General features: G+C 70.9%; 21 protein-coding genes and 1 tRNA gene. 6 read left to right on the plus strand and 16 right to left on the minus strand.

The genetic code is table 11. The features are described from left to right. Window positions 1-180 precede the first annotated feature (180 nt). The 5 genes from QDR37_RS02685 to QDR37_RS02705 all read right to left on the minus strand — a co-directional run bounded on the left by QDR37_RS02685 (window position 181) and on the right by QDR37_RS02705 (window position 5314). Window positions 181-861: a bifunctional 4-hydroxy-2-oxoglutarate aldolase/2-dehydro-3-deoxy-phosphogluconate aldolase gene (locus tag QDR37_RS02685; RefSeq protein ID WP_279712002.1), complete on the minus strand. Its 681-nt coding sequence runs from the start codon at window positions 859-861 to the stop codon at window positions 181-183. Beyond that, window positions 858-1751, minus strand: coding sequence for a sugar kinase (locus QDR37_RS02690; protein WP_279712003.1), 894 nt, complete (start codon window positions 1749-1751; stop codon window positions 858-860). Before QDR37_RS02690 ends, QDR37_RS02685 begins: the two co-directional genes overlap by 4 nt. Then, complete coding sequence (locus QDR37_RS02695; protein WP_279712004.1) at window positions 1748-2620, minus strand: SMP-30/gluconolactonase/LRE family protein; 873 nt, start codon at window positions 2618-2620, stop codon at window positions 1748-1750. Before QDR37_RS02695 ends, QDR37_RS02690 begins: the two co-directional genes overlap by 4 nt. Beyond that, window positions 2617-3546 (minus strand): dihydrodipicolinate synthase family protein, encoded by a 930-nt coding sequence (locus QDR37_RS02700; protein ID WP_279712005.1) that lies wholly within the window; start codon window positions 3544-3546, stop codon window positions 2617-2619. Before QDR37_RS02700 ends, QDR37_RS02695 begins: the two co-directional genes overlap by 4 nt. A 340-nt stretch (window positions 3547-3886) precedes the next feature. Next, on the minus strand, window positions 3887-5314 hold the full coding sequence (locus QDR37_RS02705; RefSeq protein ID WP_347882085.1) for a neutral/alkaline non-lysosomal ceramidase N-terminal domain-containing protein: 1428 nt from the start codon (window positions 5312-5314) through the stop codon (window positions 3887-3889). Between the two features lie 32 nt (window positions 5315-5346). Between QDR37_RS02705 and QDR37_RS02710 the strand changes: the two genes are divergently transcribed. Further along, on the plus strand, window positions 5347-6216 hold the full coding sequence (locus tag QDR37_RS02710) for an SDR family oxidoreductase (RefSeq protein ID WP_279712007.1): 870 nt from the start codon (window positions 5347-5349) through the stop codon (window positions 6214-6216). Between the two features lie 89 nt (window positions 6217-6305). Here QDR37_RS02710 and QDR37_RS02715 read toward each other — a convergent pair whose 3' ends face one another. The 5 genes from QDR37_RS02715 to QDR37_RS02735 form a co-directional block, all read right to left on the minus strand. Beyond that, window positions 6306-7106, minus strand: coding sequence for a carbohydrate ABC transporter permease (locus QDR37_RS02715; RefSeq protein ID WP_279712008.1), 801 nt, complete (start codon window positions 7104-7106; stop codon window positions 6306-6308). A gap of 27 nt (window positions 7107-7133) precedes the next feature. Next, entirely contained in the window at window positions 7134-8066 is a 933-nt protein-coding gene (locus tag QDR37_RS02720) for a sugar ABC transporter permease (protein WP_279712009.1), read from the minus strand. After that, a complete protein-coding gene (locus QDR37_RS02725) occupies window positions 8063-9391 on the minus strand; it encodes an ABC transporter substrate-binding protein (protein ID WP_279712011.1) in 1329 nt (442 codons plus the stop codon). Before QDR37_RS02725 ends, QDR37_RS02720 begins: the two co-directional genes overlap by 4 nt. Window positions 9392-9501: 110 nt before the next feature. Further along, on the minus strand, window positions 9502-10089 hold the full coding sequence (locus tag QDR37_RS02730) for a GNAT family N-acetyltransferase (protein WP_279712013.1): 588 nt from the start codon (window positions 10087-10089) through the stop codon (window positions 9502-9504). Window positions 10090-10776: 687 nt separating this feature from the next. After that, a complete protein-coding gene (locus QDR37_RS02735; protein WP_279712015.1) occupies window positions 10777-11835 on the minus strand; it encodes a Gfo/Idh/MocA family oxidoreductase in 1059 nt (352 codons plus the stop codon). Between the two features lie 230 nt (window positions 11836-12065). Between QDR37_RS02735 and QDR37_RS02740 the strand changes: the two genes are divergently transcribed. The 3 genes from QDR37_RS02740 (at window position 12066) to QDR37_RS02750 (ending at window position 14867) form a co-directional block, all read left to right on the plus strand. Further along, on the plus strand, window positions 12066-13082 hold the full coding sequence (locus tag QDR37_RS02740; protein WP_279712017.1) for a LacI family DNA-binding transcriptional regulator: 1017 nt from the start codon (window positions 12066-12068) through the stop codon (window positions 13080-13082). Between the two features lie 583 nt (window positions 13083-13665). Next, a complete protein-coding gene (locus QDR37_RS02745) occupies window positions 13666-14238 on the plus strand; it encodes a hypothetical protein (RefSeq protein WP_279712019.1) in 573 nt (190 codons plus the stop codon). Then, on the plus strand, window positions 14163-14867 hold the full coding sequence (locus tag QDR37_RS02750) for a site-specific integrase (protein ID WP_279712020.1): 705 nt from the start codon (window positions 14163-14165) through the stop codon (window positions 14865-14867). The genes QDR37_RS02745 and QDR37_RS02750 overlap by 76 nt, the downstream gene beginning before the upstream one ends. Here QDR37_RS02750 and QDR37_RS02755 read toward each other — a convergent pair. Together QDR37_RS02755 and QDR37_RS02760 are read right to left on the minus strand one after the other, a co-directional pair. Next, window positions 14849-14921: transfer RNA gene (locus QDR37_RS02755), tRNA-Glu, on the minus strand. The genes QDR37_RS02750 and QDR37_RS02755 overlap by 19 nt on opposite strands. Before the next feature lie 76 nt (window positions 14922-14997). Next, window positions 14998-16314, minus strand: a complete 1317-nt coding sequence (locus tag QDR37_RS02760) for an aromatic acid exporter family protein (RefSeq protein ID WP_279712021.1) — start codon at window positions 16312-16314, stop codon at window positions 14998-15000. A gap of 96 nt (window positions 16315-16410) precedes the next feature. Here QDR37_RS02760 and QDR37_RS02765 point away from each other — a divergent pair, with 96 nt between their 5' ends. Next, the gene (locus tag QDR37_RS02765; protein ID WP_279712022.1) at window positions 16411-17049 is read left to right on the plus strand and encodes an MBL fold metallo-hydrolase; all 639 of its coding nucleotides are present in this window, start codon (window positions 16411-16413) and stop codon (window positions 17047-17049) included. A 12-nt stretch (window positions 17050-17061) separates the two neighbouring features. On the opposite strand, the gene QDR37_RS02770 is transcribed toward QDR37_RS02765, so the two are convergent. From QDR37_RS02770 to QDR37_RS02785, 4 genes are read right to left on the minus strand one after another with little or no spacing between them, the layout of a single operon-like run. Beyond that, window positions 17062-17784 carry an ATP-binding cassette domain-containing protein gene (locus QDR37_RS02770; RefSeq protein ID WP_279712023.1) on the minus strand — a complete coding sequence of 241 codons (723 nt, stop codon included), beginning with the start codon at window positions 17782-17784 and terminating at the stop codon, window positions 17062-17064. Further along, complete coding sequence (gene modB, locus QDR37_RS02775) at window positions 17781-18593, minus strand: molybdate ABC transporter permease subunit (protein WP_279712024.1); 813 nt, start codon at window positions 18591-18593, stop codon at window positions 17781-17783. Before modB ends, QDR37_RS02770 begins: the two co-directional genes overlap by 4 nt. Then, window positions 18583-19401, minus strand: coding sequence for a molybdate ABC transporter substrate-binding protein (gene modA / locus QDR37_RS02780; RefSeq protein WP_279712025.1), 819 nt, complete (start codon window positions 19399-19401; stop codon window positions 18583-18585). Before modA ends, modB begins: the two co-directional genes overlap by 11 nt. Beyond that, complete coding sequence (locus QDR37_RS02785) at window positions 19398-19817, minus strand: TOBE domain-containing protein (RefSeq protein ID WP_279712026.1); 420 nt, start codon at window positions 19815-19817, stop codon at window positions 19398-19400. Before QDR37_RS02785 ends, modA begins: the two co-directional genes overlap by 4 nt. A gap of 97 nt (window positions 19818-19914) precedes the next feature. Between QDR37_RS02785 and QDR37_RS02790 the strand changes: the two genes are divergently transcribed. Further along, on the plus strand, window positions 19915-20991 hold the full coding sequence (locus QDR37_RS02790; protein WP_279712027.1) for a ThiF family adenylyltransferase: 1077 nt from the start codon (window positions 19915-19917) through the stop codon (window positions 20989-20991). Window position 20992 lies beyond the last annotated feature (1 nt).

Consider the following 20992-nt stretch of genomic DNA (forward strand, 5'->3'; position numbering starts at 1 on the left):
CAAGAATGCGATCCGTGGCTGCGGCTGGAGTCTCCCTGGCGCCTGCCGCAGTTCGATTCCTGACCCGACGCAGTCGGTCGGTGTCTGCGGGGCAGAAGGATGACGTCCTCCTCGGCGTCGGATCCCCGGCGGTGCTCCGGCTCGTCGATCGTGTCGATGTCGAGGAGGACGCGGGCATCGCTACCCGGGTTCCACAGCCGCCCGCAGAACCGCGGAGAGGTCGGTCGCCTCGAGCCCGGGGGCCGCGAGCCCGGGGGCCGCGAGAAGTACCCGGGCCAGCTCCTGGGGGTCCCGCAGCGCGGACCCGACCGCGACAGCGCGCGCTCCTGCCGCGAGGAAGTCCGATGCATTACGTGCATCGATGCCTCCCGTCGCCACGAAGCGGGCCGCGGGGAACGGTCCCTGCATCGCTCGAATCCATTCGGTGCCGAGCACAGAGGCCGGGAATGCCTTCACCCACCGGAGCCCGAGGCCGAACGCCAGCTGAAGGTCGGTCGGAGTCGCGACTCCTGGAAGGATCGGGATACCGCGTGCGAGCGACTCGGTCACGACCACGGCGTCGATACCTGGAGACACCACGAACTGTGCGCCGATCCGTTCAGCGGCCCGCAGTTCTTCGAGACCGATCACCGTGCCCACGCCGAGCGCTCGGTCGGGCCGCGCGTCTCGGGCGGCCCTGAAGCTGGCGACATCCTCCGCCGTCTGGATGGGCACCTCCACGAGGGTGATACCGAGCTCCCACGCCGCCACGGCGAGCTCCACGCTTCTTGCGGGTCCCTGACCACGCAGGATGGCCATGAGCGGTATCGCTTGCAACATGCGGTCGAACCATTCGTTCGACTCGTCCGGGGTGATCGTCATGGCGTCGGCACGTCGAACACGGTGGACATGGCCAGCGCCGCGACCGAGTGCCCGGTCGTCATGCGATCCGCAGACGGCGAGCCGGCCAGCCACGCGGACAGGTAGCCTGCCGCGAACGCGTCCCCAGCTCCCACCTGCTCGACGACCTCGATGACCGGTGCCGGGACGAAGGTGGACTCCGCGCCCAGGTACTCCGTGGCCCCGACCGCTCCGTCCTTCACGATGACGGTGTGCGGTCCGCCGAGCAGGCTTCGGATCGAATCGGGGTCGTCGGTCGCCCAGAGCGCTGCCGCCTCATCCCGGCCCACGAACACGATGTCGGCGGCGCGCGCGAGCCGGAGCAGCACGGCAGCCGCTCGGTCGGCGGGCCAGAGCCGAGGACGGAAGTTCACGTCGAACGAAACCGTCGTGCCGCACGAACGGGCGCGCGAGACGATCGCATCGGCGAGCTTCGCGCAGCCCGGAGCGAGCGCGGGCGTGACGCCGGAGAGGTGCACAACGCGGGCATCCGCAAGCGGCAGGAGTTTCGCGAAGCCTGCGCCCAGCTGTGATGCGGCAGAACCGCGTCGGTAGTAGGAGACGACGGAGCCGCCCGGGTGCGGGTCCTTGAACATGACGCCGGTCGGGGCGGCGCTGGCCGGAGCGGCGAACACCGTGACGCCGGCCGCCTCGAGGCGGCGGCGCACGCGGAAGCCGAGCGCGTCGTCGCCGAGTCCACCGGCCCAGCCGACGGGCCGCCCAAGGGCAGCGAGGTGCAGCGCCACGTTCGACTCCGCGCCCGCCACGTCCGCTCGGAACGTGTCGGCGTCCGACAGCCGCCCCTCCGGCGTGATCAGCACCATGGCCTCGCCGACCGCGAGCACGTCGAACTGGCGGTCGCCTGAGATCACGGGACGACCTCCTCGCGAACCCACGCCGTCGCCGGCGGCGCCCCGACTCCGACGTCGACGACCATGAGGGCCCCGTCCTCCCCGCCCGGGTCAGCGAGACCTTGGCGAGCCGAGGTGATGACCGCCGCTTGCCGTCCCTCCCAGGGCATCAGGCACACCGAGGTGGGCTGGGAGGCCGGCAGCCGGATGCTGTGCATCAGCCGGCCGTCGGTGTCGTAGCGGTCGACTCGGCCGGCCCCCCATATCGCGACCCACAGCGTCCCCTCCTCATCGACCGTCATCCCGTCGGGATAGCCGCCGTGGACCGTCGCGAACGGCTCGAACCCGTGCGGTCGCCCGTCGTGCCCCAACCGCCCCGTCCAGATCCTGTACTCGGTGGTGTCGGCGAGGAAGAATCGCCCGTCGGGCGTGAAGGCCGGCCCGTTCGGGCACACGATCCCCTGGCGGAGGGTCACCGGACCGTCGGGCCCGAACCGGTGGACCGCACCGACGGGCTCAGCCCCTTCGGTGGGCATGGCGCCGACCCACAGGCCGCCGTACGGGTCGACGCAGGCGTCGTTCACTCGAAGTCCGGCGCGCGCGCCCGGCAAGGGCGACCGAGCGATGCGCTCCTCGGGTCCACTCCCCCGTTCGGCGACGGTGATGGACATGCCCTCGGCCACCGCCAGAAGGTCCGCACGACCGGCGACCGGGGCGATGGCGCCGAGCGGCTCGGACGACGCGACCTCGAGGCGAGGACCATCGCCCGCCCAGGAGTAGGCGTGACCGGCGAGGATGTCGACGTAGTGAAGCCTGCCGTCGATCCAGCGGGCTCCCTCACCGAGCTCGTACCGCTGGCCGCCCAGCACGTGCAGCTCCAGCGTGGTCATGCCGTCCTCCCGGTGGCCGGCACCTCGGAGGCGCGAGGGTCGTACCCACTGCGCGAGACCACGCGATCCAGGCGGTCGAACAGGCGGTCGATCTCCTCGCGCGACTCGCGATCGATGCTGTAGTTCACCGGCCCGCGCTGCCGCCCGTCGGGGAGCACGCCCTGCTTCACCAGCAGGTACTTCTCGATGGCCACGTAGGCGTCCAGGCCGCTCTGCATGATGACGATTCCCGAGAGCGCTCCGATCACGTCGTAAGCCACCTCGTCGTCGCCGGCGACCAGCGCATCCCAGGCGGCCCGGATCGCCCAGACGAGATCGACCGACGGCATCGTCCCCGCGATGCCACGATGGAAGTTGTCGACGAGAGCGATGCCTCCGCTGCCTTCGAAGAGCGGAACCTTGCCCCGGACGGCGTCACGCATCCGGCTCAGGTTCGGACCGAGAGGCTCCGCCTCGGGCTTGGCCATCACGCGGGGCCCGAACCCGTCACTCAGCCGCACGATGACGGACGTGCTCATCGGGCGGCCGACGTAGCCGCTCGCGTCCTGAACGACGAGCGGAACGGTGGTGGCGTCCAGGATCGCCGAGAAGTACTCGACGTGGGCGTCCTCTCCGACCGCGACGTGCAGCGGGGGAATGGCCATGAGCGCCGCGGCGCCGCGGGACTCGGCGTTCACGGCCGCCTCGACGGCACGCGCGGTGCTCTCGCCTCCGCAGCTCGCCACCGCCGGCAAGGGGCCGAGGCACTCGACCACGGCCTCCGTGAGCTCGTTCCGTTCCAGGTCCGAGAGCCGGAGCACCTCCGACACCATGCCGATCGTGATCCCGTCGGCGCCGTGCCCGACCGCCCAGCGGATCTCCTCGGCGGCCGCGGTGAGGTCGAGCCGGTCCTCGGCGGTGAACGGTGTCTGGAGCACTGGGAGCACCCCGGATAGAACTGCTGCTTCGGACACTTCTCTCTCGCTTTCCATCATCACGAACGACCTACGATCGGCTCGACGAACCGCTCCTCGTCGGGAGGCCCGACCAGGAGATCGAGGTCACATCCCATGGGCGCCGGTAGGACGCGCTCGGCGTACAGCCGCGGTGATCCGCGCCGGTACGGGGGATCTGCTGGTAGCCCAGGCCTGTGGGCGGCGTGCCAGGACTTCCGTGGCGACCTCGATGTCCAGCCGTCCGCTCGGCAGGTCGAGCGCGCCCACGTTCCCGTCCTCCAGCAACGGGGCCCGGTGCAGGAGCGCTACCTCGTCGCGGACGAACCGGGCGTCACTGCGCACCGGTGACCTCGTCGGAGGCGAAGACGGCATCCAGCCGCCGAGCTGCGGCATCCGTCAGGCGTTCGAGGCTCCCCGGCCCGACAAGGGTCTGCCAGACGGGGTACTTCTGAGTTCGGTAGTCGCTCGCCGCCGGCAGGTAGACGAAGCCAGGTCCGTTGGTGCAGTTCATCACCACGACGGCCTGGTCGGAGTGGGCCTCGCGGAGGCTCCGTTGGAAGGCGGAGTACGCCTCCCCCGGGTGCGCGACGATGGCGGCGTCACCGAGCCGCCACACCCACAACGGGTGCACGCCACGTCCGTCGCGGACGTACTCGGCGGACAGGAGGCTCTTGCGGAGCGCACGCTCTCGAGTCACCACATCGTCGGTGTCCGGCACCCGCGCCGACGCGAGCTCGAGGTCGATCTCCTCACGGCTGAACCGAACCGTCGGATCGGGGGCGAACGGGGCGCTGGCCCACAGCCCGAGCGGTGCTCCGGACTCCACGACCCCGTCCCGCATCAGTCGGGCTGCGGGGGCCGGGAGCCCGTGAAGAACGCTGAGCACGGCGTGACCGAGCTGACGCCCGTTCGCATCGGCGACCGCCGTGTCACCGGTTGCCTGGTCACGGGGAGATTGGTCGCCAGACGCCCCTTGCAGGAAAAGGCACGGCGCCCCGCTCGCCTGCTCGACGACCTCGCGCGCGGCCCCGACCCAGTCGGGAGAGGTGAGCGTGTTCGGGTAGGAAAGCGTCGTCGGGTGGCAGGCGTAGTTCACGATGACCGCGAGCACTCCTCCGTCGGAGTCCGTCACGCGTCCGACGACGACGGTCCCGTCCGCTTCACGGTTCGGGTTGAACGCGATCACCTCGCGGTCACCGGCCGGAAGGTCACGGTTCACCGCGAGACCGCACCAGCCTCGGCCCCAGGTCACGACGCTCGGGACCGCTCCCGCAAACGCTTCCCGGACGGTGCTCGCGACGGTGTCGGCCAATCCGTTCAGGTAGTCCTCGACGAGCGTCGCCGCCTCGCTGTCCGGCTCCGGATGCAGGTACGGCCCCGCATGGGTGTGCGTGAGGTGCAGGAGCAGTTCGAGGTCGCTCAAGCCGCTCGCCGAGAGCACCCGCTCCCGCACGCGTCGCTCATCCGCCCCGGTACGCCACCATCCGAGGTCCAGCGAGACGACCGCTCCACGACTGCCATCCCCGGCGACGATCGCCCAGACGGTGACGGTGAGCGGGCGATGGACACCCGAGCTCACCTGCGACCTCGCCGCGGCCCAGTTCCGCGTGGGGGTCCCGACCGGTGGCGTGATGTCGGCACGCGCGACTCCACTCGCCAGTCTCGACGACGGCGGCCGCCACTCGCCCGGCTCCGACACCACTGTCCTCCCCCTCGCCTCGGGTAGGTTGAACGTTACACTAGGCAGCACCCGGCGCACGCCAGACGGCGCCCCGAGCTCGAGGAACGACGATGGATCACGCCCCTAGAGGACTTTCGAACTTCTCGCTCGAGGGCTTGCGCGCCGTGGTCACGGGTGGCGGAGGCGGGATCGGCACCGCCCTCGTGACGGAGCTGCTGGCCTGCGGTGCCGACGTGGCCGTCATCGAGCATCCCGCACGCCCCGAGACCCCGGCGCTTCGACGTGCTGCCGAATCCCTTGGCCGGCGTCTCCACTGGTTCAGCGCGGATCTCGCTTCCCTCGACGAGTTGGACACGGTGGTCGACACGATCTGGACCGAGCTGGGCGGCTTCGACATCCTTGTGAACAACGCCGGCATATCCACCCTCGCCTGGTATTCGGATCACGATCTCCAGACGTGGCGGCGCACCCTCGCGGTCAATCTCGACGCACCGTTTCTGCTATCCCGCGCCACCGGCACCCGCATGATCGGCGAGGGGCGCCGTGGTCGGATCATCATGATCTCGTCCAAGAACGGCCAGGTCGCCGAGCAGGGCCTGATCGCCTACAACGTCTCGAAGGCCGGGCTCGAGATGCTCGCGCAGAGCCTCGCCGTCGAGCTCGGCCCCTTCGGGATCACCGTCAACTCCGTCTGTCCCGGGATGATCGAGACCGGAATGGCCGACGACTTCTCGCTCGACTGGCCCGCCTTCCGTCAGTACTACGAGGAGCACATCCCCCTCGGCGGCGCATTCGCAGACCCCGTCGACGTGGCAGGCGCCGTCGTGCTGCTCTCATCCCCTGCAGGGTCCTACATCACCGGGCAGAGCCTCGTCGTCGACGGCGGCGTCCTGGCGCAGCAGCTCCCCCGAGCCCGGTTCATGCGGCCGCCGATGCCGGCTCCGGCTGCCGGGCGGGCCCAGGTCGCCGACGGCACGTGATCGGGACCGGTCCTCCCTCGCCGCACCCCTGACGGACGAGGGGCGGCCCAGGTCGACCTGGACCCGCCCCTCGTCCGCCGGAGCTCCGCTTATTTCACGGCACCCATGACCAGGCCGCGCCTGATGTAGCCCTGCAACAGGAGGTACAGCAGGATCGGCGCAGCCGCTGCGACCAGCAGACCGGCCATCGTGAGCGGGAAGTCCTGCGTCGCGAGCCGCTGGCCGAGGGTTGCCACGCCTCCGGTGATCGTCTGGGCGGACCCCTCCTGCAGGAACACGACCGGGATCAGCACGTCGTTCCACCAGGCGGTCAGGCTGAAGATCGAAGCCGTGACCAGGCCCGGAACGCTGAGCGGCACCACGACACTCGTCATCGTCTTCAGGTAGCCCGCGCCGTCCAGCTTCGCCGCCTCGATCAGCTCGCTCGGAAGAGCGCGCAGCAGCGCGGTGAGGAGGAAGATCGTGCCGGGAAGTGAGCGAGCCGTCCAGACCCCGATCACCGAGACGCCGGTGCCCCCGAAGCCGGCTCCGACGAAGAACAGGTAATCCGGGATGAGGATGGCGATGGTCGGGATCCCCATGCTCCCCACCACGAGGCCGAACAGGATCCTCCGGCCGGGGAAGGACAGCTTCGCCAACGCATAGCTGATCGGCAGAGCGAGCAACAGGCTCAGCGCAAGAGCCACTCCGGCGTACACACCGGTGTTGCCGAGCAGGCGGATCAGATCGAAACGGCTGGCGAGCGCCCGATAGTTCTCGAAGTTGAACCAGTTCCTCGGAAGCGCCAGCGGGGAGTCGAAGAACTCGAACGTCCCTTTCACCGAACCGATCGCCATGAAGAGGATCGGATAGACGGCGAGGAGGGCGAGCAGCGAGAGCAGCCCAACCACGACCACTCGAACGAGCCGCTGACCCATTCAGTCACCCCCCACGCGTCGCAGAATGAGTATCTGGAGAGACGAGAACACGAGCGTTATCACGAGCAGAAGAACCGCCAGCGCCGAGGCCGAACCCAGGTCACCGTCTTGGAAGGCCTTCTGGTAGACCAGGAAGTCGATGGGGGTCGTCGAACCACCCGGACCTCCCCCGGTGGTCACGTAGACGAGCGCGAAGAGATCAACCAGGACGAAGATCACGTTGGTCAGCAGGAAGTATCCGACGGTGGGAGTCAGCAGCGGAAGGATCACCTGGAACAGGCGCCGCCACCACCCGGCCCCGTCGATCTGCGAGGCCTCGACCACTTCGGATGGGATGGCCGACAGGCCGGCGAGGAAGATGAGCACCCCCTGTCCCAAGGTCTGCCAGTAGAACGCGCCGACCAGCACTGCCCAAGCCGTACCGGTATGACCGAACCAGTCGGTCTCCAACCCGCTGAGCCCGACCTGGCCGAGAAGCGCGTTCACCGCGCCCTGCGGGCTGAACAGCACCTTCGCGAGGATCCCGACCACGGCGCTGGACAGGACCGTGGGCAGGTAGTAGACGGACCGGAAGAACCGCCAGCCCGGCACCCTCTCCCACAGCACGACCGACGTGATGATGCAGATCAGAAAGATCCCTGGGATCGAGGCCAGGAACACGAGGTTCGTCTGAAAGAGCTGGAGGAGCTGGCCGCCGGCGAATGCGGAGGCGTAGTTCCCCAGTCCTGTCCAGGTCGAGGTGATGCCGTCCCACTTGGTGAAGCTGTGGGCCACCGTCGACACGACGGGGACCCACAGCAGCACCGCCATCACCACGACCGCCGGCACGGCGGTGGCGTAGGCCAGGACCGCCTCGCGCCTCGACAGCCGGCGACGCCGGCTCCCGCTCTTGACCGCGGGCGCGCCCGACCTCGACAGGAGGGGCGTGGTCACGGCTTCAGGGAATCGCGCTTCGCGTCGAGCCGCGCGAGGAACTGGCTCGGGCTGATGGACCCGTTCCACAGCAGCTGCATCTGCGCACCGAGCTCGTTGACGAGGTCGGCGGGGAACGTGTTGTCGGGCCAGAAGGTGTTCGCCGCATCGGTGCTCCACTGCTGGAGCTGATTGATGAGCGGATCGGTGTAGTAGTCCTTGGCGTCGGTGCGCCCGACCAGCGGCCCGGGGTCCTTGCTCGCGGCGAACCGTCGCTGCTCGGAGGCGCTCAGGAGGTGCTTGATGAACGCCACCGCACTCTCCTTGTGCTTGGAGTTCTTCAGGACGATGAATGCGACGCCCGCGCCGCCCACCGTCCCGCCCTGGATGCCGTTCGCGGCGACGTTCGGGAGCTTCGCCAGCCCACCGTTGCCCTTGAACCGCTGCTGCAGCTCGAACGTCCCCCCGGCGCCGCCGAGCGCCATGGCCGCCTTGCCGGCGAGGAGCTGCTGGAACGCCTGGTCGTCGGTGGTGCTCGCTGCGCCGGGAAGGGCGTAGGGGCGAAGGGCCACCACCTTCTTGGCGACGTCGAGGATCGCCGGGTCGCTGAACTTGCGCTTGCCGGTGCTCAACGCGAAGATCCCCGCCGACCCGCCGACGACCTGCGCGAGCCACGTGTCGAACAGGATGAAGGGCAGCGCGTTCTGGCCGAGCGAGAGCGGGGTGATGCCGGAGGCCTTGATCTTGTCGAGCTGCGCCACCCAGGCGTCGTAGGTCGTCGGCCAGGTGCTGGGGTCCACTCCCGCCTTCGCCAGCACCCTCTTGTCGAACATCAGGACCTGGGCACCATCGGTGCCGTCGGGCACGCCGAAGAGGGTGTCCTTCTTGCGCGGGTCGAAGCCGTCGCTCACGGCCGCCCAGCCCGACAGCTGCGACATGTCGTTCGAGTTGAAGTACTGTCCCATGGGCTCCAGGAAGCTCTTGATGCCGAGGGCGTAGGAGCCTGACCACACGTTCGCGACGTCGGGGCCGCCGCCGCCGATCGCGGCCGTGCGGATCTTGGTGAACATGGTCGCGTCACCGGGCAGCTGTTCGATCTTCACCTGGACGCCCGTCTTCTTGGTGAATCGTTGCGCCGCCTGGTAGATCCAGAACTGCTGAGGGGTCTTGCTCTTGTCGTTCGAGTCCGTCGTGGGATAGCCCGTCCAGAAGGTGATCGGGCCAGTCAGTTTTCCTCCACCGGCGCTTCCCGCTCCCTGTGGGCCGCTGCACGCGGAAAGTGCGATGCCCATCGCCGCGCTTCCTGTCGCGCCGAGGAATACTCGCCTGCTCAGAGCGGTGTTCATGTGGTTCCTTTCATGTGCGGTGGATCGCTCAGGAGTTCTCCGTGAGCGTGTACTGACTTCATGGGACGGCGTCGCGGAGGGCGTCCAGCAGTCGGGCAGGGACCGCAGCGCTAGCCGGCGCTACGAGCCGCGTGACTGACGCCGTTCCCGTCTGGCCGGGGCGACGGGGGCTGACGCCGGGCACCGAGAGCGGTGAAGATCGCGGACCAACGCAGTTCGTGCTGCGGCGAGCGATACACCGGGACGTACCCGAGCCTCAGGTACACGGCGATCGCAGCGAGCCGCTCGTCGTCCGTCTCCAGGACCGAGGCCGAGACGCCCTGCGCGAGGAATGCGTGGAGTACTGCGACGGTGGCGGCCACGCCATGGCCGCGTCCCCGCGCATCAGGGTGAGAGGCGACCCAGTGCAGGTAACCGGCGCCGTCGTAGCCGTCCACGTAGCGCTCCGAGGCTGTCGCAACGATGCGGTCGCCGTCGCGGATCACGAACGTGCATCGCACGGTCGCGTCGTCGAACAGCTCTCGACGGACCCGCTCCTCGTCCCAGTGCTCCTCGAAGGCGACGTCGAGCAGCGTGGCAAGGTCCGCGGCGTCGGTGGGTCCGGCGACTGCGACGTGTGCTGGCAGTGGCGGCAGTGCGGTCAACTTGGGCAACCGCATCAGCAGCGACTCGTACTGGTCGGACGCGTGCGTACTCATCGTTGACCTCCGCATTGAGCTGACTGAGTGAGACCTGGCGAACCACCCGTGTGCGGGGCGCGACCCTCTCGCCGGCCGGAGACCGGCCGCGGTCCCGGGAAGGTGGGCCACCCGCGCTGCGTCGTCGCAGACCGGCCCCCGCCTCCCTCATCCCCCTGGTTGAACGTTCGACCGAGGCTACTGTGGACACTGCAACGCCGCAATACGAAGCTGCCGACGGGCGGGGCGCGGTGCACGAGGCCGCAGAACGAGCCCCTCCAGGTTCGGCGGCAGTGCCCCCGTTGAACAGGCAGAGGCCGAGCCCTCGGGCCCGGTGGACGTCCGAAGGCGCGGACCCCCGCACCCTCGACACCGGCCCCACAGGCGGAACCATTGGTGCGGCCCGATCCCCGGCGAGAGCACGCACCCACCGAAGAACGGCCAAGACGGCTCACCGCAGACTCACGCGCCTCCAGGAGCTGCACATCGAGCGCCATACGCCGCCTTCCACGGGTGTGCACGAACGCTGACGGACCCGCCCCGGCCCCCAGGCACCGAGGGCCTCGAGGAACCGGGGCGCCACCGAGGCGAGCCGGGCCCATGCGGGCGCTCGTCAGCACGAAGCGAGCACCGGCGATCTCCACCGGTGCGGTCGCCCGGTGTCCGGCGGGGGCTGCGACCGTGATCGCAGCCCCCGCCGGGCCTCGGCTAGAAGTTGTTGTCGACTGCGACAGGCTTCCCTGTACGTGCGGACTCGACTCCAGCAGCGAGCGTCGCAACGATGCGCCCGGCGTCTTCGACGGAGGTCAGGGGCTTCGCCTTGCCCTCGATGCAGTCGAGGAAGTGCTCGGCCTGCTCGGCCCAGTAATGCACCTGGATGGTGTCCGTCACGCGAGGCGGCTGATCCGCCGTCTCGGCCTCGAAATCACGCTCCACGACGGCGGGGTGCCCCCGGTGCTCGTCGTCCCGGTACAGCTTGCCTCCCCAGAGGCTGCCAGCGGTCCCCCGGAGGGCGATGTGGCCGCCGTCGGGCACATGGCCACGGCTGCCCGCGGCCGCGGTGATGCGCCCGATGGCGCCGCCCTTGAACTTGATGATCATGACGTAGCAGTCGTCGATGGGCAGCACCGGCTCGGAGAGGTGGTTGCTGTAGGCCATGACCTCGACGGCTTCGTCCTGAAGCGCCCACAGCATCAGACCCATGGGATGGACGCCGCCCCCGAGCAGGATGTTCTGCGGGTTCCTGCTGTCGCTGCGCCACGGCGTGCGGCCCGAGGCCCCGTACATCGCCTGCAGGTTCGAGACGTAGTCGCCCTCTGCGAGCCACGCCTTGCCGATGTCGCCGTTCCGGTACGCCTCGACGAGTGCGCGGTAGTCGGGACGGAAGTGGTAGTTGTTGCCGGCCAGAAAGGTGAGGCCCGTCTCGCGCACCAGGCGCACGAGGCCCGCGACATCGTCCCGGTTCGTGGCAGCGGGCTTCTCGCACAGCACGTGCTTGCCGGCCTGCAGCGCCTGGGTGACATGCTCCGCGTGGAGGTGGTCGGGGGTGCAGACGACGACGGCGTCGACGTCGCTCGCGAGGAGGGACTCGAGGGTGTCGTGAACCTCGGGAATCCGCGCGTCCGCGGCACGCTTCACGGCCGCGTCGTGGTTCACGTCCCAGATTCCCAGGACCTCCGCACGAGGGTCGGCCTGGAAGCCCCTGATGTGACCCTCTGCTGCCTCGCCCGCGCCCCCAAGGACACCGATCCGAATCCGACTCTGCACGACTGTCTTCCTCTTCCGACTCGTTGGTCCGGTCGGGGCGTGGCGCCATCGACCGCAGGTTTATCGTTCTACCACAGCCACACAAGCGCAGGAGACCGCCACTCCGCGCCGACGCTTCAGACCGTCGCGGCTAGGCTCGGCCGTTGCCGGGGCGGTGAGACCCGAGCTATACGGAGACCATGACGAGACAGCGCCCGGCGCGGCCAGCAGAGAGCCGTTCGGCGCCCACGATGAAGGACGTCGCGGCAGCAGCCGGCGTGTCGGTCCAGACCGTCTCGAACACGATCAACGGGCGCACCAACCGGATGGGGCGTGATACCGAGGCACGAGTGCGGGCGGCAATCGACTCGCTCGGCTTCAGACCGAACTCGTCCGCGCGGGGGCTGCGATCACGAAGCACTCGGACGCTCGCGTTCTTCATCGGCGACGCGGCGAAGGACTACCTCGCCGACCCACTGACGGACCTCTTCCTCGCCGGCATGAGTGCCGAGCTGCGGCAGGAGGGCAACTCGCTGCTGATCGACTCGTACGTGCCGGGCCAGACGTTGGACAGTGTCGCCCGGCACCTCGACGAAGGACGCGTGGATGGCGCGGTTCTGCTGCTGTCCGGCCCGGAGCAGGAGCGCCGCCGAGCGTTCAATCAGCTGGCTCGCCGTGGGCGACCTCTGGTGCTGCTGCAGGAGCATTCGCCCCTCGGGCGCGGGGTCCGTTCCGTGTCTGCGAAGGACTACGAGGGCAGCTATCGACTGTGTCAGCACCTCATCGATCTCGGGCATAAGCGGATCGCCTACCTGAACACCGTCGAACACTGGTCGGCGCTCGAACAGCGGACCCGCGGGTACCGCGACGCCCTGGATGCCGCAGGCCTCGGCGGTGCCGCGGACGTCCGGAAGGCGACGGGCTTCTCGCCGCGCGCCGGCCTGGAGGCGGGCCTCGATCTGCTGGGAGGAAGCAGCAGGCCGACGGCCATCATGTGCGGAAATGATTATCTCGCGATGGGCGTGCTCGGCAGCGCCGCTCGACTCGGGATCAGGGTTCCCGATGACGTCGCGGTCACCGGTTTCAACGACTTCGCTTTCGCGGAGGTCGCCGTCCCGTCCATCACGACGGTTCGGCTGCCCGGCTACGTGATGGGCGTCCGAGCAGCACGCATCCTCCTCGACCTCCCGGAGGCTGGTGCTTCAGGTGATCTCGAGGACGTGCAGCTGATGTTGCGCGATAGCACTGGAGCGGCGCCCGGACATTGATGCGCCTTCGAGCGCAGGGCGTCCGTAGCATCGGCACGCTGGCTCGCTCTGGGTCGTACTTCAAGAGGCTCACGAGCAGGACTCTGCTCGCGCTTACCTCTGTGACAAGCCACTCACTGTCTGGCGATGCTCGGGACGTAAGGCGCCCCACGACACTTTCGCGACAGTGGGATGGGATCTACGGGTCGACAGCGATCGCCTGCACGCGATCTGGACATTGCAGTAGCCGTCTCCGCAGTAGCCGTCTCCGCACCCATCTGCGGGAAGCGGGTTCTCGTGGGCACCTACCCGCGCGACACCCCCTCAAGGCCATCGCATACTCACCACATCGACTGCGGAACTCAGCACTCGATTGCGATGTCCTGAGCAGCAGGATGCTCGGAAATGCGCGGAAGTGACGACTTGTGCCATCTCCTGCACTCACTCCGACACTTCTCCGTAGGTTGCCGCCCCGGCGACCAGAGGGCACCTACAGGTCTCCCGACTCCTCCACAGGTCGCATGTGCGCGTCAATCGGTCTGACACGGCCTTGCGCGCTCCAGCGCTCGCTGCACGTAGTGAACTCCAGTTGCTGGAGGACATCATGGGGTCGATCGAGCCGTACGACACCGCGAAGGGACGCCGCTACCGCGTCCGGCACCGGAAGCCCGACTACTCGCAGAGCGACAAGCGAGGGTTCCGGACTCAACGCGAGGCGGAACTGTTCCTCGCCTCGGTCGAGGTCTCGAAAGCCAGGGGGTCGTTCGTCGATCCCGCACTCGCGAAAGTCACAGTGTCCGAGTGGATGAACATCTGGCTCGCATGCCGGAAGGACCTGTGGGCTACCACCCGCACGCGCGTCGAAGGGATCGTCGAGAACCAAGTCCGTCCCAAACTCGGACGGACCCCCATCGGGCAACTCAGCCGGCTCGAGGTGCAGCGGTGGGCTGCAGAGCTGCCGGGTGCGCCGGACACGGTCCGCAAGATGGTCACCGTCCTGTCGGGAGCGCTGCAACTCGCGGTCGAGGACGGCCGCGTCGTCGCGAACCCCGCTCTGCGTCTGAAGCCACCGAGAGTGGTCCGGGTAAAAAGCGCTACCTCTTGCACGAGCAGGTCGCCGCACTGGCGCTCGAGGTCAACGCCCGCTCCAACGGCAATGAGCTCGGCTATGGGCTGATCGTCATGGTGCTGGCCTACGGCGGCCTGCGCTGGGGCGAGCTCTCGGGACGGCGGCCTATCGACGTCGACGTGAGACGGGCGCGCCTCGAGGTGCGCCAGACGGTCGTCATGGACAAGGGGTACCAGCGAGTCGAGGCACCGAAGGACTACGAGCACCGGTCGATCCCGTTTCCCGGATTCCTCCTCGACCCACTACGGGTGCAGGTCGCCGGACGCGCACCTGAAGCGTCCGTGCTCTTCGGAGCACGGACTCGGACCTGGCTGCGGAACCGGAGCTTCCGCGACGGCTGGTTCGATCCCGCCGCTGACTCGATCGGACAGCCCGGCTTCACGCCGCACGAGCTTCGGCACACTGCAACGAGCCTCGCCGTGCAGGCCGGCGCGAACGTGAAGGCCGTGCAGCGGATGCTCGGGCACGCCTCGGCTGCCATCACCCTCGACGTGTACGCGGACCTGTTCGACGACGACCTGGACACCGTTGCAGTGGCGCTGGATCGCGCGGCGTTGCAGACGGATGTGGGCAACATGTGGGCAAAAAGCCCCGACAGGCTCCGTGTCGAGCCCTCCAGAAACGAAGAAACCCCCGGCGAACCGGGGGTTTCTGCTCGTGACCCCAGCGGGATTTGAACCCGCGTTACCGCCGTGAGAGGGCGACGTCCTAGGCCGCTAAACGATGGGGCCGAGCGCGTTGCGGGCGCGCCGCAACGGCTGACAAGTATGCCACATCGCGGAGCGCGGTTCCGACGCCCGCCGACGCTCACCTCTCGGCGGCCTCCTTCGAGCGCGACCGGGGTGAGCCCGCTGCGCGGCGCCGCCACCACGCACCGAAGCGCGTGCGCGCCCCGGAGCGGGCGACCGGCAGGGCGAGGGCCGCCCGGGCGACGGCCACCGGCTCCTCGCGCTCGAGGTCGAGCTGGTCGAGCAGGTGGTCGACCGCGGCGAGCACCGAGCCGTGCAGCATCCAGAGGTCCGAGCGCTCGCGCGGGTCGATGTCGAGCAGCGCGAGCTCGGTGAGCACCGCACGCGCCTCGCGCACGGCGTCGAGGGTGCGCTCGATCATCTCGATCCGCTCCGGATCCCCACCGCGGTAGTCGGCACCGATCAGGTCGCCGAAGGCGCGCAGCCCGGTCGCGAGGTCGTCGAGGGCCACGGCGAACACCCGCCGCAGCTCCCCCGCCGACATCCCGCCCGCGTCGCCGCGCTCCGAGCCCTCCTTCGCCATGAGCACGAGCAGCGCCCGCTCCGCCGCCAGGCAGCGGTCGAGCCGGTCGAGGGCAGACCGCAGCGCGGGGTGCACCTTCGCGGCGGTGAGCGCGAGGGGGTTGAGCATGCGCGTCTGCTCGATGGCGCGCACGGCCGCCGAGGCGGCGGCGATGTCGGCCGCGAGGTGCTCCGCCCAGCCGAGCCACGCGGCCACCTCCTCCGGGTCGGGCGCGCGGGTCCCGAGCGTCAGCGCGATCTCGTCGAGCAGCGCTGCCTGCGATCGCGCGACGCGCCGCACGGCGTCACCCGCCTCGGCGTTCGGGATCGCGACGGGCACGAGCAGGGAGAAGAGGATCCCGACCACGGTGCCGATCAGGGTGTTGCCGATCCGCACCTCCGCCGCGAGCCCCGGCGCGGCGACGGCGAGGATGAGCATCGCGCTGATCGGTGTCTCGAGCGACTGCTCCCCCAGCCGCAGCACCCGCGCCAGCACGAGCGACGCGGCGATGACGATCGCGAGGCTCCACCACGAGAGCCCGACCCACGTCGAGACGATGACCGCGACGAGCACCCCGGTGAGCACCGCGCCGACGCGGACGAGCCCCATGAGCAGCGTGCCGACGGTCGACGCCTGCACGACGAGCAGCGCCGTGAGCGGCGCGGTGAGGTCGAGGATGCCGGGCGAGACGAGGTGCGAGACGAGGTAGGCCACGACCGCCGCGATCGTGAGGCGCGCGATCTGCGCCGCCGCGGGCCGGAGCCGGGCGGGCACCTCCGCCCACGAGGTGGGCAGCGCCGGCCAGATCCAGTCGAGGGCACGACGCAGCCGGAGCCGGGCGCTGATCCGCCGCCGCTCGGATGCTGCCGCCATGTGGTGATCCCTGGGCTGGAGACCTGCAGAGTACCGAGAGCGCCTGCAGCACCGCCGCGCAGCGGATCCTGGGGGGCGCGTGGTTGGCTTCGCCGCATGCGCATCACGAAGCTCGAACACGCCGCGCTCGTCGTCGAGGAGGGCGGGCGCCGCCTCGTCGTCGACCCGGGCGGCCTCGTGAACCCGGTCCTCGGCCTCCGCGACGTGCAGGCGATCGTCATCACGCACGAGCACGCGGACCACTGGACGCCCGAGCAGCTGCGGCGCATCCTCGGCGACAACGCGAAGGCCGTGGTCCTCGGACCCGAGGGCGTCGCGAAGGCGGCGGAGGGCTTCGACGTGCAGGTCGTGCATCCCGGCGAGACGGTGCAGGTCGGCGGGTTCGCGCTGCGTTTCTTCGGCGGCCGGCACGCGGTGATCCACCAGTCGATCCCGGTGGTCGACAACGTCGGCGTGCTCATCAACGACCGCCTCTACTACCCCGGCGACTCGTTCACCGTCCCGGAGGGCGTCGAGGTCGACACGCTCGCGGCGCCCGCGGGCGCGCCGTGGCTGAAGATCAGCGAGGCGATGGACTTCGTCACGGCGGTGAAGCCGAAGCGCGCCTTCCCGACGCACTACGGCGTGCTCTCCGCGGCCGGCAAGCAGCTGTCCGACGCCCGACTCAAGGACGTCACCGAGGCCGCGGGCGGCGAGTACCACGCGCTCGAGCCGGAGGACGTGCTCGACATCTAGGGCGTCGCCGGGTCACCCCTCGACGAGGCGGGCGACCGTCTCGCTCGCCGGGGCCTCGCGGAGCGCCGCGAGCGGGCCGCGCTGCACCAGCCGGCCGCCGTCGAGCACCGCGACCTCGTCGGCGAGCACGGCGGCGTCGCGGACGTCGTGCGTGACGAGCACCGTCGAGCCGGGGAACGCGGCGAGCCGCGCGGCGATGCGCTCGCGGAGCGGAGGGCGCTGCTCGGCGTCGATCGCGGCGAGCGGCTCGTCGAGCAGCAGCAGAGCGGGCTCGCGGACGAGGGTGCGCACGAGCGCGATCCGCGCTGCCTGACCGCCGGAGAGCGCGGCGGGACGACGATCGGCGAGATCGGCGAGGCCATCCCGCTCGAGGGCGTGCATCGCGCGGTGCCGCGCCGCCTCCCGGGAGGCGCCCGCGGTGCGCAGCCCGAACGCCACGTTGTCGAGCGCCGTGAGGTGCGGGAACAGTGCCGCCGACTGCAGGACGGTGCCGACGGGACGGCGCTCGGGCGGGACGAGCCGTCCGCCGGCGGCATCGTCGAGCACGTGGCCGTCGAGCACGATCCGGCCGGTGTCGAGCGCGGTGAGCCCGGCGAGCGCGGCGAGCGCGGTCGACTTGCCGGCCCCGTTCCGGCCGAGCAGGGCGAGCACGGTGCCGGGCGCGAGCTCGAGGCGCACGTCGAGGGTGAAGGCGCCGCGGCGGACGCCCAGCACCGCCTCGAGCGCCCCGCTCACGGCCGCAGCCCGACGAGCCAGCGCTCGCGGAGCGAGACGAGCACGGCGGCCGACACGACGACGAGCAGCACGGCGATCGCGAGCGCGGCCGGCAGGTCGTCCGTGAGCGCCACGTAGGCCGCGACCGGCAGGGTCTGCGTGACGCCCGGGAGGCTCCCCGCGAACGTGATCGTGGCGCCGAACTCGCCGAGGGCGCGGGCGAAGCTGAGCACCGCGCCGGCCGCGACGCCGGGAGCGGCGAGCGGCAGCACCACGCGGGAGAACACGATCCACGGCGACGCGCCGAGCGTCGCCGCGGCGGCCGGGAACCGCGGGTCCACGCCGCGGAGCGCCCCCTCGACGCTCAGCACCGTGAACGGCAGCCCGACGAAGGCCTGGGCGAGCACGACCGCGGTCGTGCTGAACGGGATGCCGATGCCGAACGCGGCGAGCAGCGGGCGGCCGAGCAGCCCGGTGCGGCCGAGCAGCAGCAGCAGCGCGATGCCGCCGATCACGGGCGGCAGCACGAGCGGGGTCGCGACGAGCGCCCGCGCGGCACGGCGGAGTGGCAGCGGCCAGCCGTCCGATCCGGCGAGGGCTGCGGCGAGCGGCACCCCGACGAGGAGGCAGATCGCCGTCGAGGCGAGCGCGGTGCCGAGCGAGAGGCCGAGCGCCGGCAGCACGACGGGGCCGGCGAGCAGCGCGGGCAGCGCGATCCACGGGGCGCGGAGGAGCAGCGCCACGAGCGGTCCGCCGAGGAGCAGCGCGCCGAGCGCCGCCGGCACGACGAGGGCGACGGGGAGCCGCCGCGTCCGGCGCCTACGGGCCAAGGAACCCGGCTGCCCGGAGCCGCGCGGCGCCGTGCTGCACGACCTCGTCGACGAAGGCGGCGGCGAGGGCGCTGTGCGCCGAGCCCTTGAGCGGCGCGATCGGGTACGCGGTGATCGCCTTCGCGGCCTCGGGGAACGGGATGCCCTTCACCCTGCCGCCCGCCGCGAGCACATCGGTGCGATACACGAGGCCCGCGTCGGCCTCGCCGAGCTCGACCTTGTTCAGCACGCTCGTCACGTCGGGCTCGTAGCTGTCCGGCTTCGCCGCCACCTTCGCGAGCGCGAACACCCGCTGCGCCGCGGCGCCGCAGGGCACCTTCGCGTCGCAGACCACGATGGTCCTCGCGCCGTCGGCGAAGTCGGCGAGACCCGTCACCTTCCCCGGGTTCGACGGCGGCACGGCGATCTCGAGCTCGTTGCGGGCGATCACGACGGGACCGGCTGCGGCGAGCCCCGCGTCGCTGACGGTCTGCATCGTCTTCGTGCTCGCCGCGGCGAACACGTCGACCGGTGCGCCGGCGACGATCTGCGCGGCGAGGGCGGAGCTGCCGCCGAAGGTGAGCCGCACCGTGGTGCCGGGGTGCGCCTGCTCGAACGCGGTCGCGATCGGCGGGAGCACGCCGCTCAGGGACGCGGCGGCGTCGACGACGATCGTGCCGCTGAGCGCCGCGGCCGTCGGGGTCGCCGACGCGGACGCGGTCGCGGAGGCGGTCGCGGCCGGGGCGGCGTCCGAGGCGGGCTCCGCGCACCCGGCGAGGGCCAGCACCGCGACGGCGGCGAGCACGACGGCGAGCGGGCGACGGGTCACCGCGCGCTCCGCTTCGCGGCCTCGACGACGACGGTGGTCGCCTTCACCGATGCCGTCGCGACCACGCCGGGCTCGAGGCCGAGGTCGTCGGCGGCCTCGCGGCTCATGAGCGAGACCAGCCGGAACGGGCCGGCCTGCAGGTCGACCTGCGCCATGACGCCGTCGCGGACCACCCGGGTGACGATGCCGGGGATGCGGTTGCGCGCCGACGAGACGCCCTCCTCGGGCATGCGCCGCGCGAGCGGCGACTCCGCGGCGATCTCGGTGGCGAGCGCGGCGAGCTCGGCGCCGTCGACCGTGGCGCGGCCGCCGTCGCGGCTCACCGTGATGCGGCCGGCGTCGGCCCACCGGCGCAGGGTGTCGTCGCTGACACCGAGGAGCGCCGCCGCCTCGGCGACGCGGATGCGGTCGGGCACGGGCTCCTCCTCCGCGGATGCGTGATCGAGGCCGAGTGTAGTGGCGCAGGTGCGGCTGCTGCGCCGACGTCCCGGCCGCGGATGCCAGGATCGGCGGGTGACCGATGTGCGCCCCGACCTGCGCTTCGCGCGGCAGGCCGCGCTGCCGGGCTTCGGCCGCGAGGGGCAGCGGCGCCTCGCGGCGGCCCGGGTCGTCGTGGTCGGCGCCGGCGGGCTCGGCTCCGCCGTGCTGCCCGTGCTCGTCGCGGCGGGGGTGGGCGAGGTCGTGGTCGTGGACGGCGACGTGGTCGACGAGACGAACCTGCACCGGCAGACGTTGCACAGCGCGGACGACGTCGGGCGCCCGAAGGCCGACTCGGCGGTCGCGTCGCTCGAGCCGCACGCCGCGCCCGGCGCGCTCGTTCGCGGCGTCGGCCTCATGCTCGACGCGTCGACCGCCCCGCAGGTGCTCGCCGGCGCGACGCTGCTCGTCGACGCCACCGACTCCCTGCCGGTCCGCTACCTGCTCGACGACGCCGCCGCGGCCGCCGGCATCCCGCTCGTCTGGGGCTCCGCGACCGGCTACGCGGGTCAGGTTGGGGTCGCCGCGGCGCCCGGTCCGCGCTGGCGCGACCTCTTCCCCGTCGAGCCGGCCGAGGACGCGGTGGCCACCTGCGCGGTGTCGGGGGTGCTGCCGTCGCTCTGCACGACGATCGGCGGCCTGATGGCGACCGAGGTGCTGAAGCTGCTCAGCGGCGTCGGCCGGCCGCTCGTCGGGCGCGTGCTCGTGGTCGACGCGCTCTCGGCGACGGTGCGCGAGATCGAGTACCTCCCGGCAGACCCGCCGGGACCGACCGGAACGGAGACCCGGATGACGGACGACCACGACGTGACCGTCGAGGAGGTGTCCGACCTGATCACGGACGGCGCCGACGTGCAGCTCGTCGACGTGCGCGAGCCGTGGGAGGCCGAGATCGCGAGCCTGCCGGGCTCGACGCTCATCCCGCTCGGCTCCCTCGAGTCGCGTGCGGGCGAGCTCGACAAGGACCGCCCGGTGATCGCCTACTGCCACGGCGGGGTGCGCAGCGCCGACGCCGCGGAGCGGCTGCGCGCCGCGGGCTTCGACGCGCGCTCCATGAAGGGCGGCATCGACCGCTGGAGCCGCCGCGTCGATCCCTCGGTCCCCCGCTACTGAC

Origin of the sequence: Amnibacterium sp. CER49, from assembly GCF_029846255.1 — a bacterium.
Classification (GTDB): domain Bacteria; phylum Actinomycetota; class Actinomycetes; order Actinomycetales; family Microbacteriaceae; genus Amnibacterium.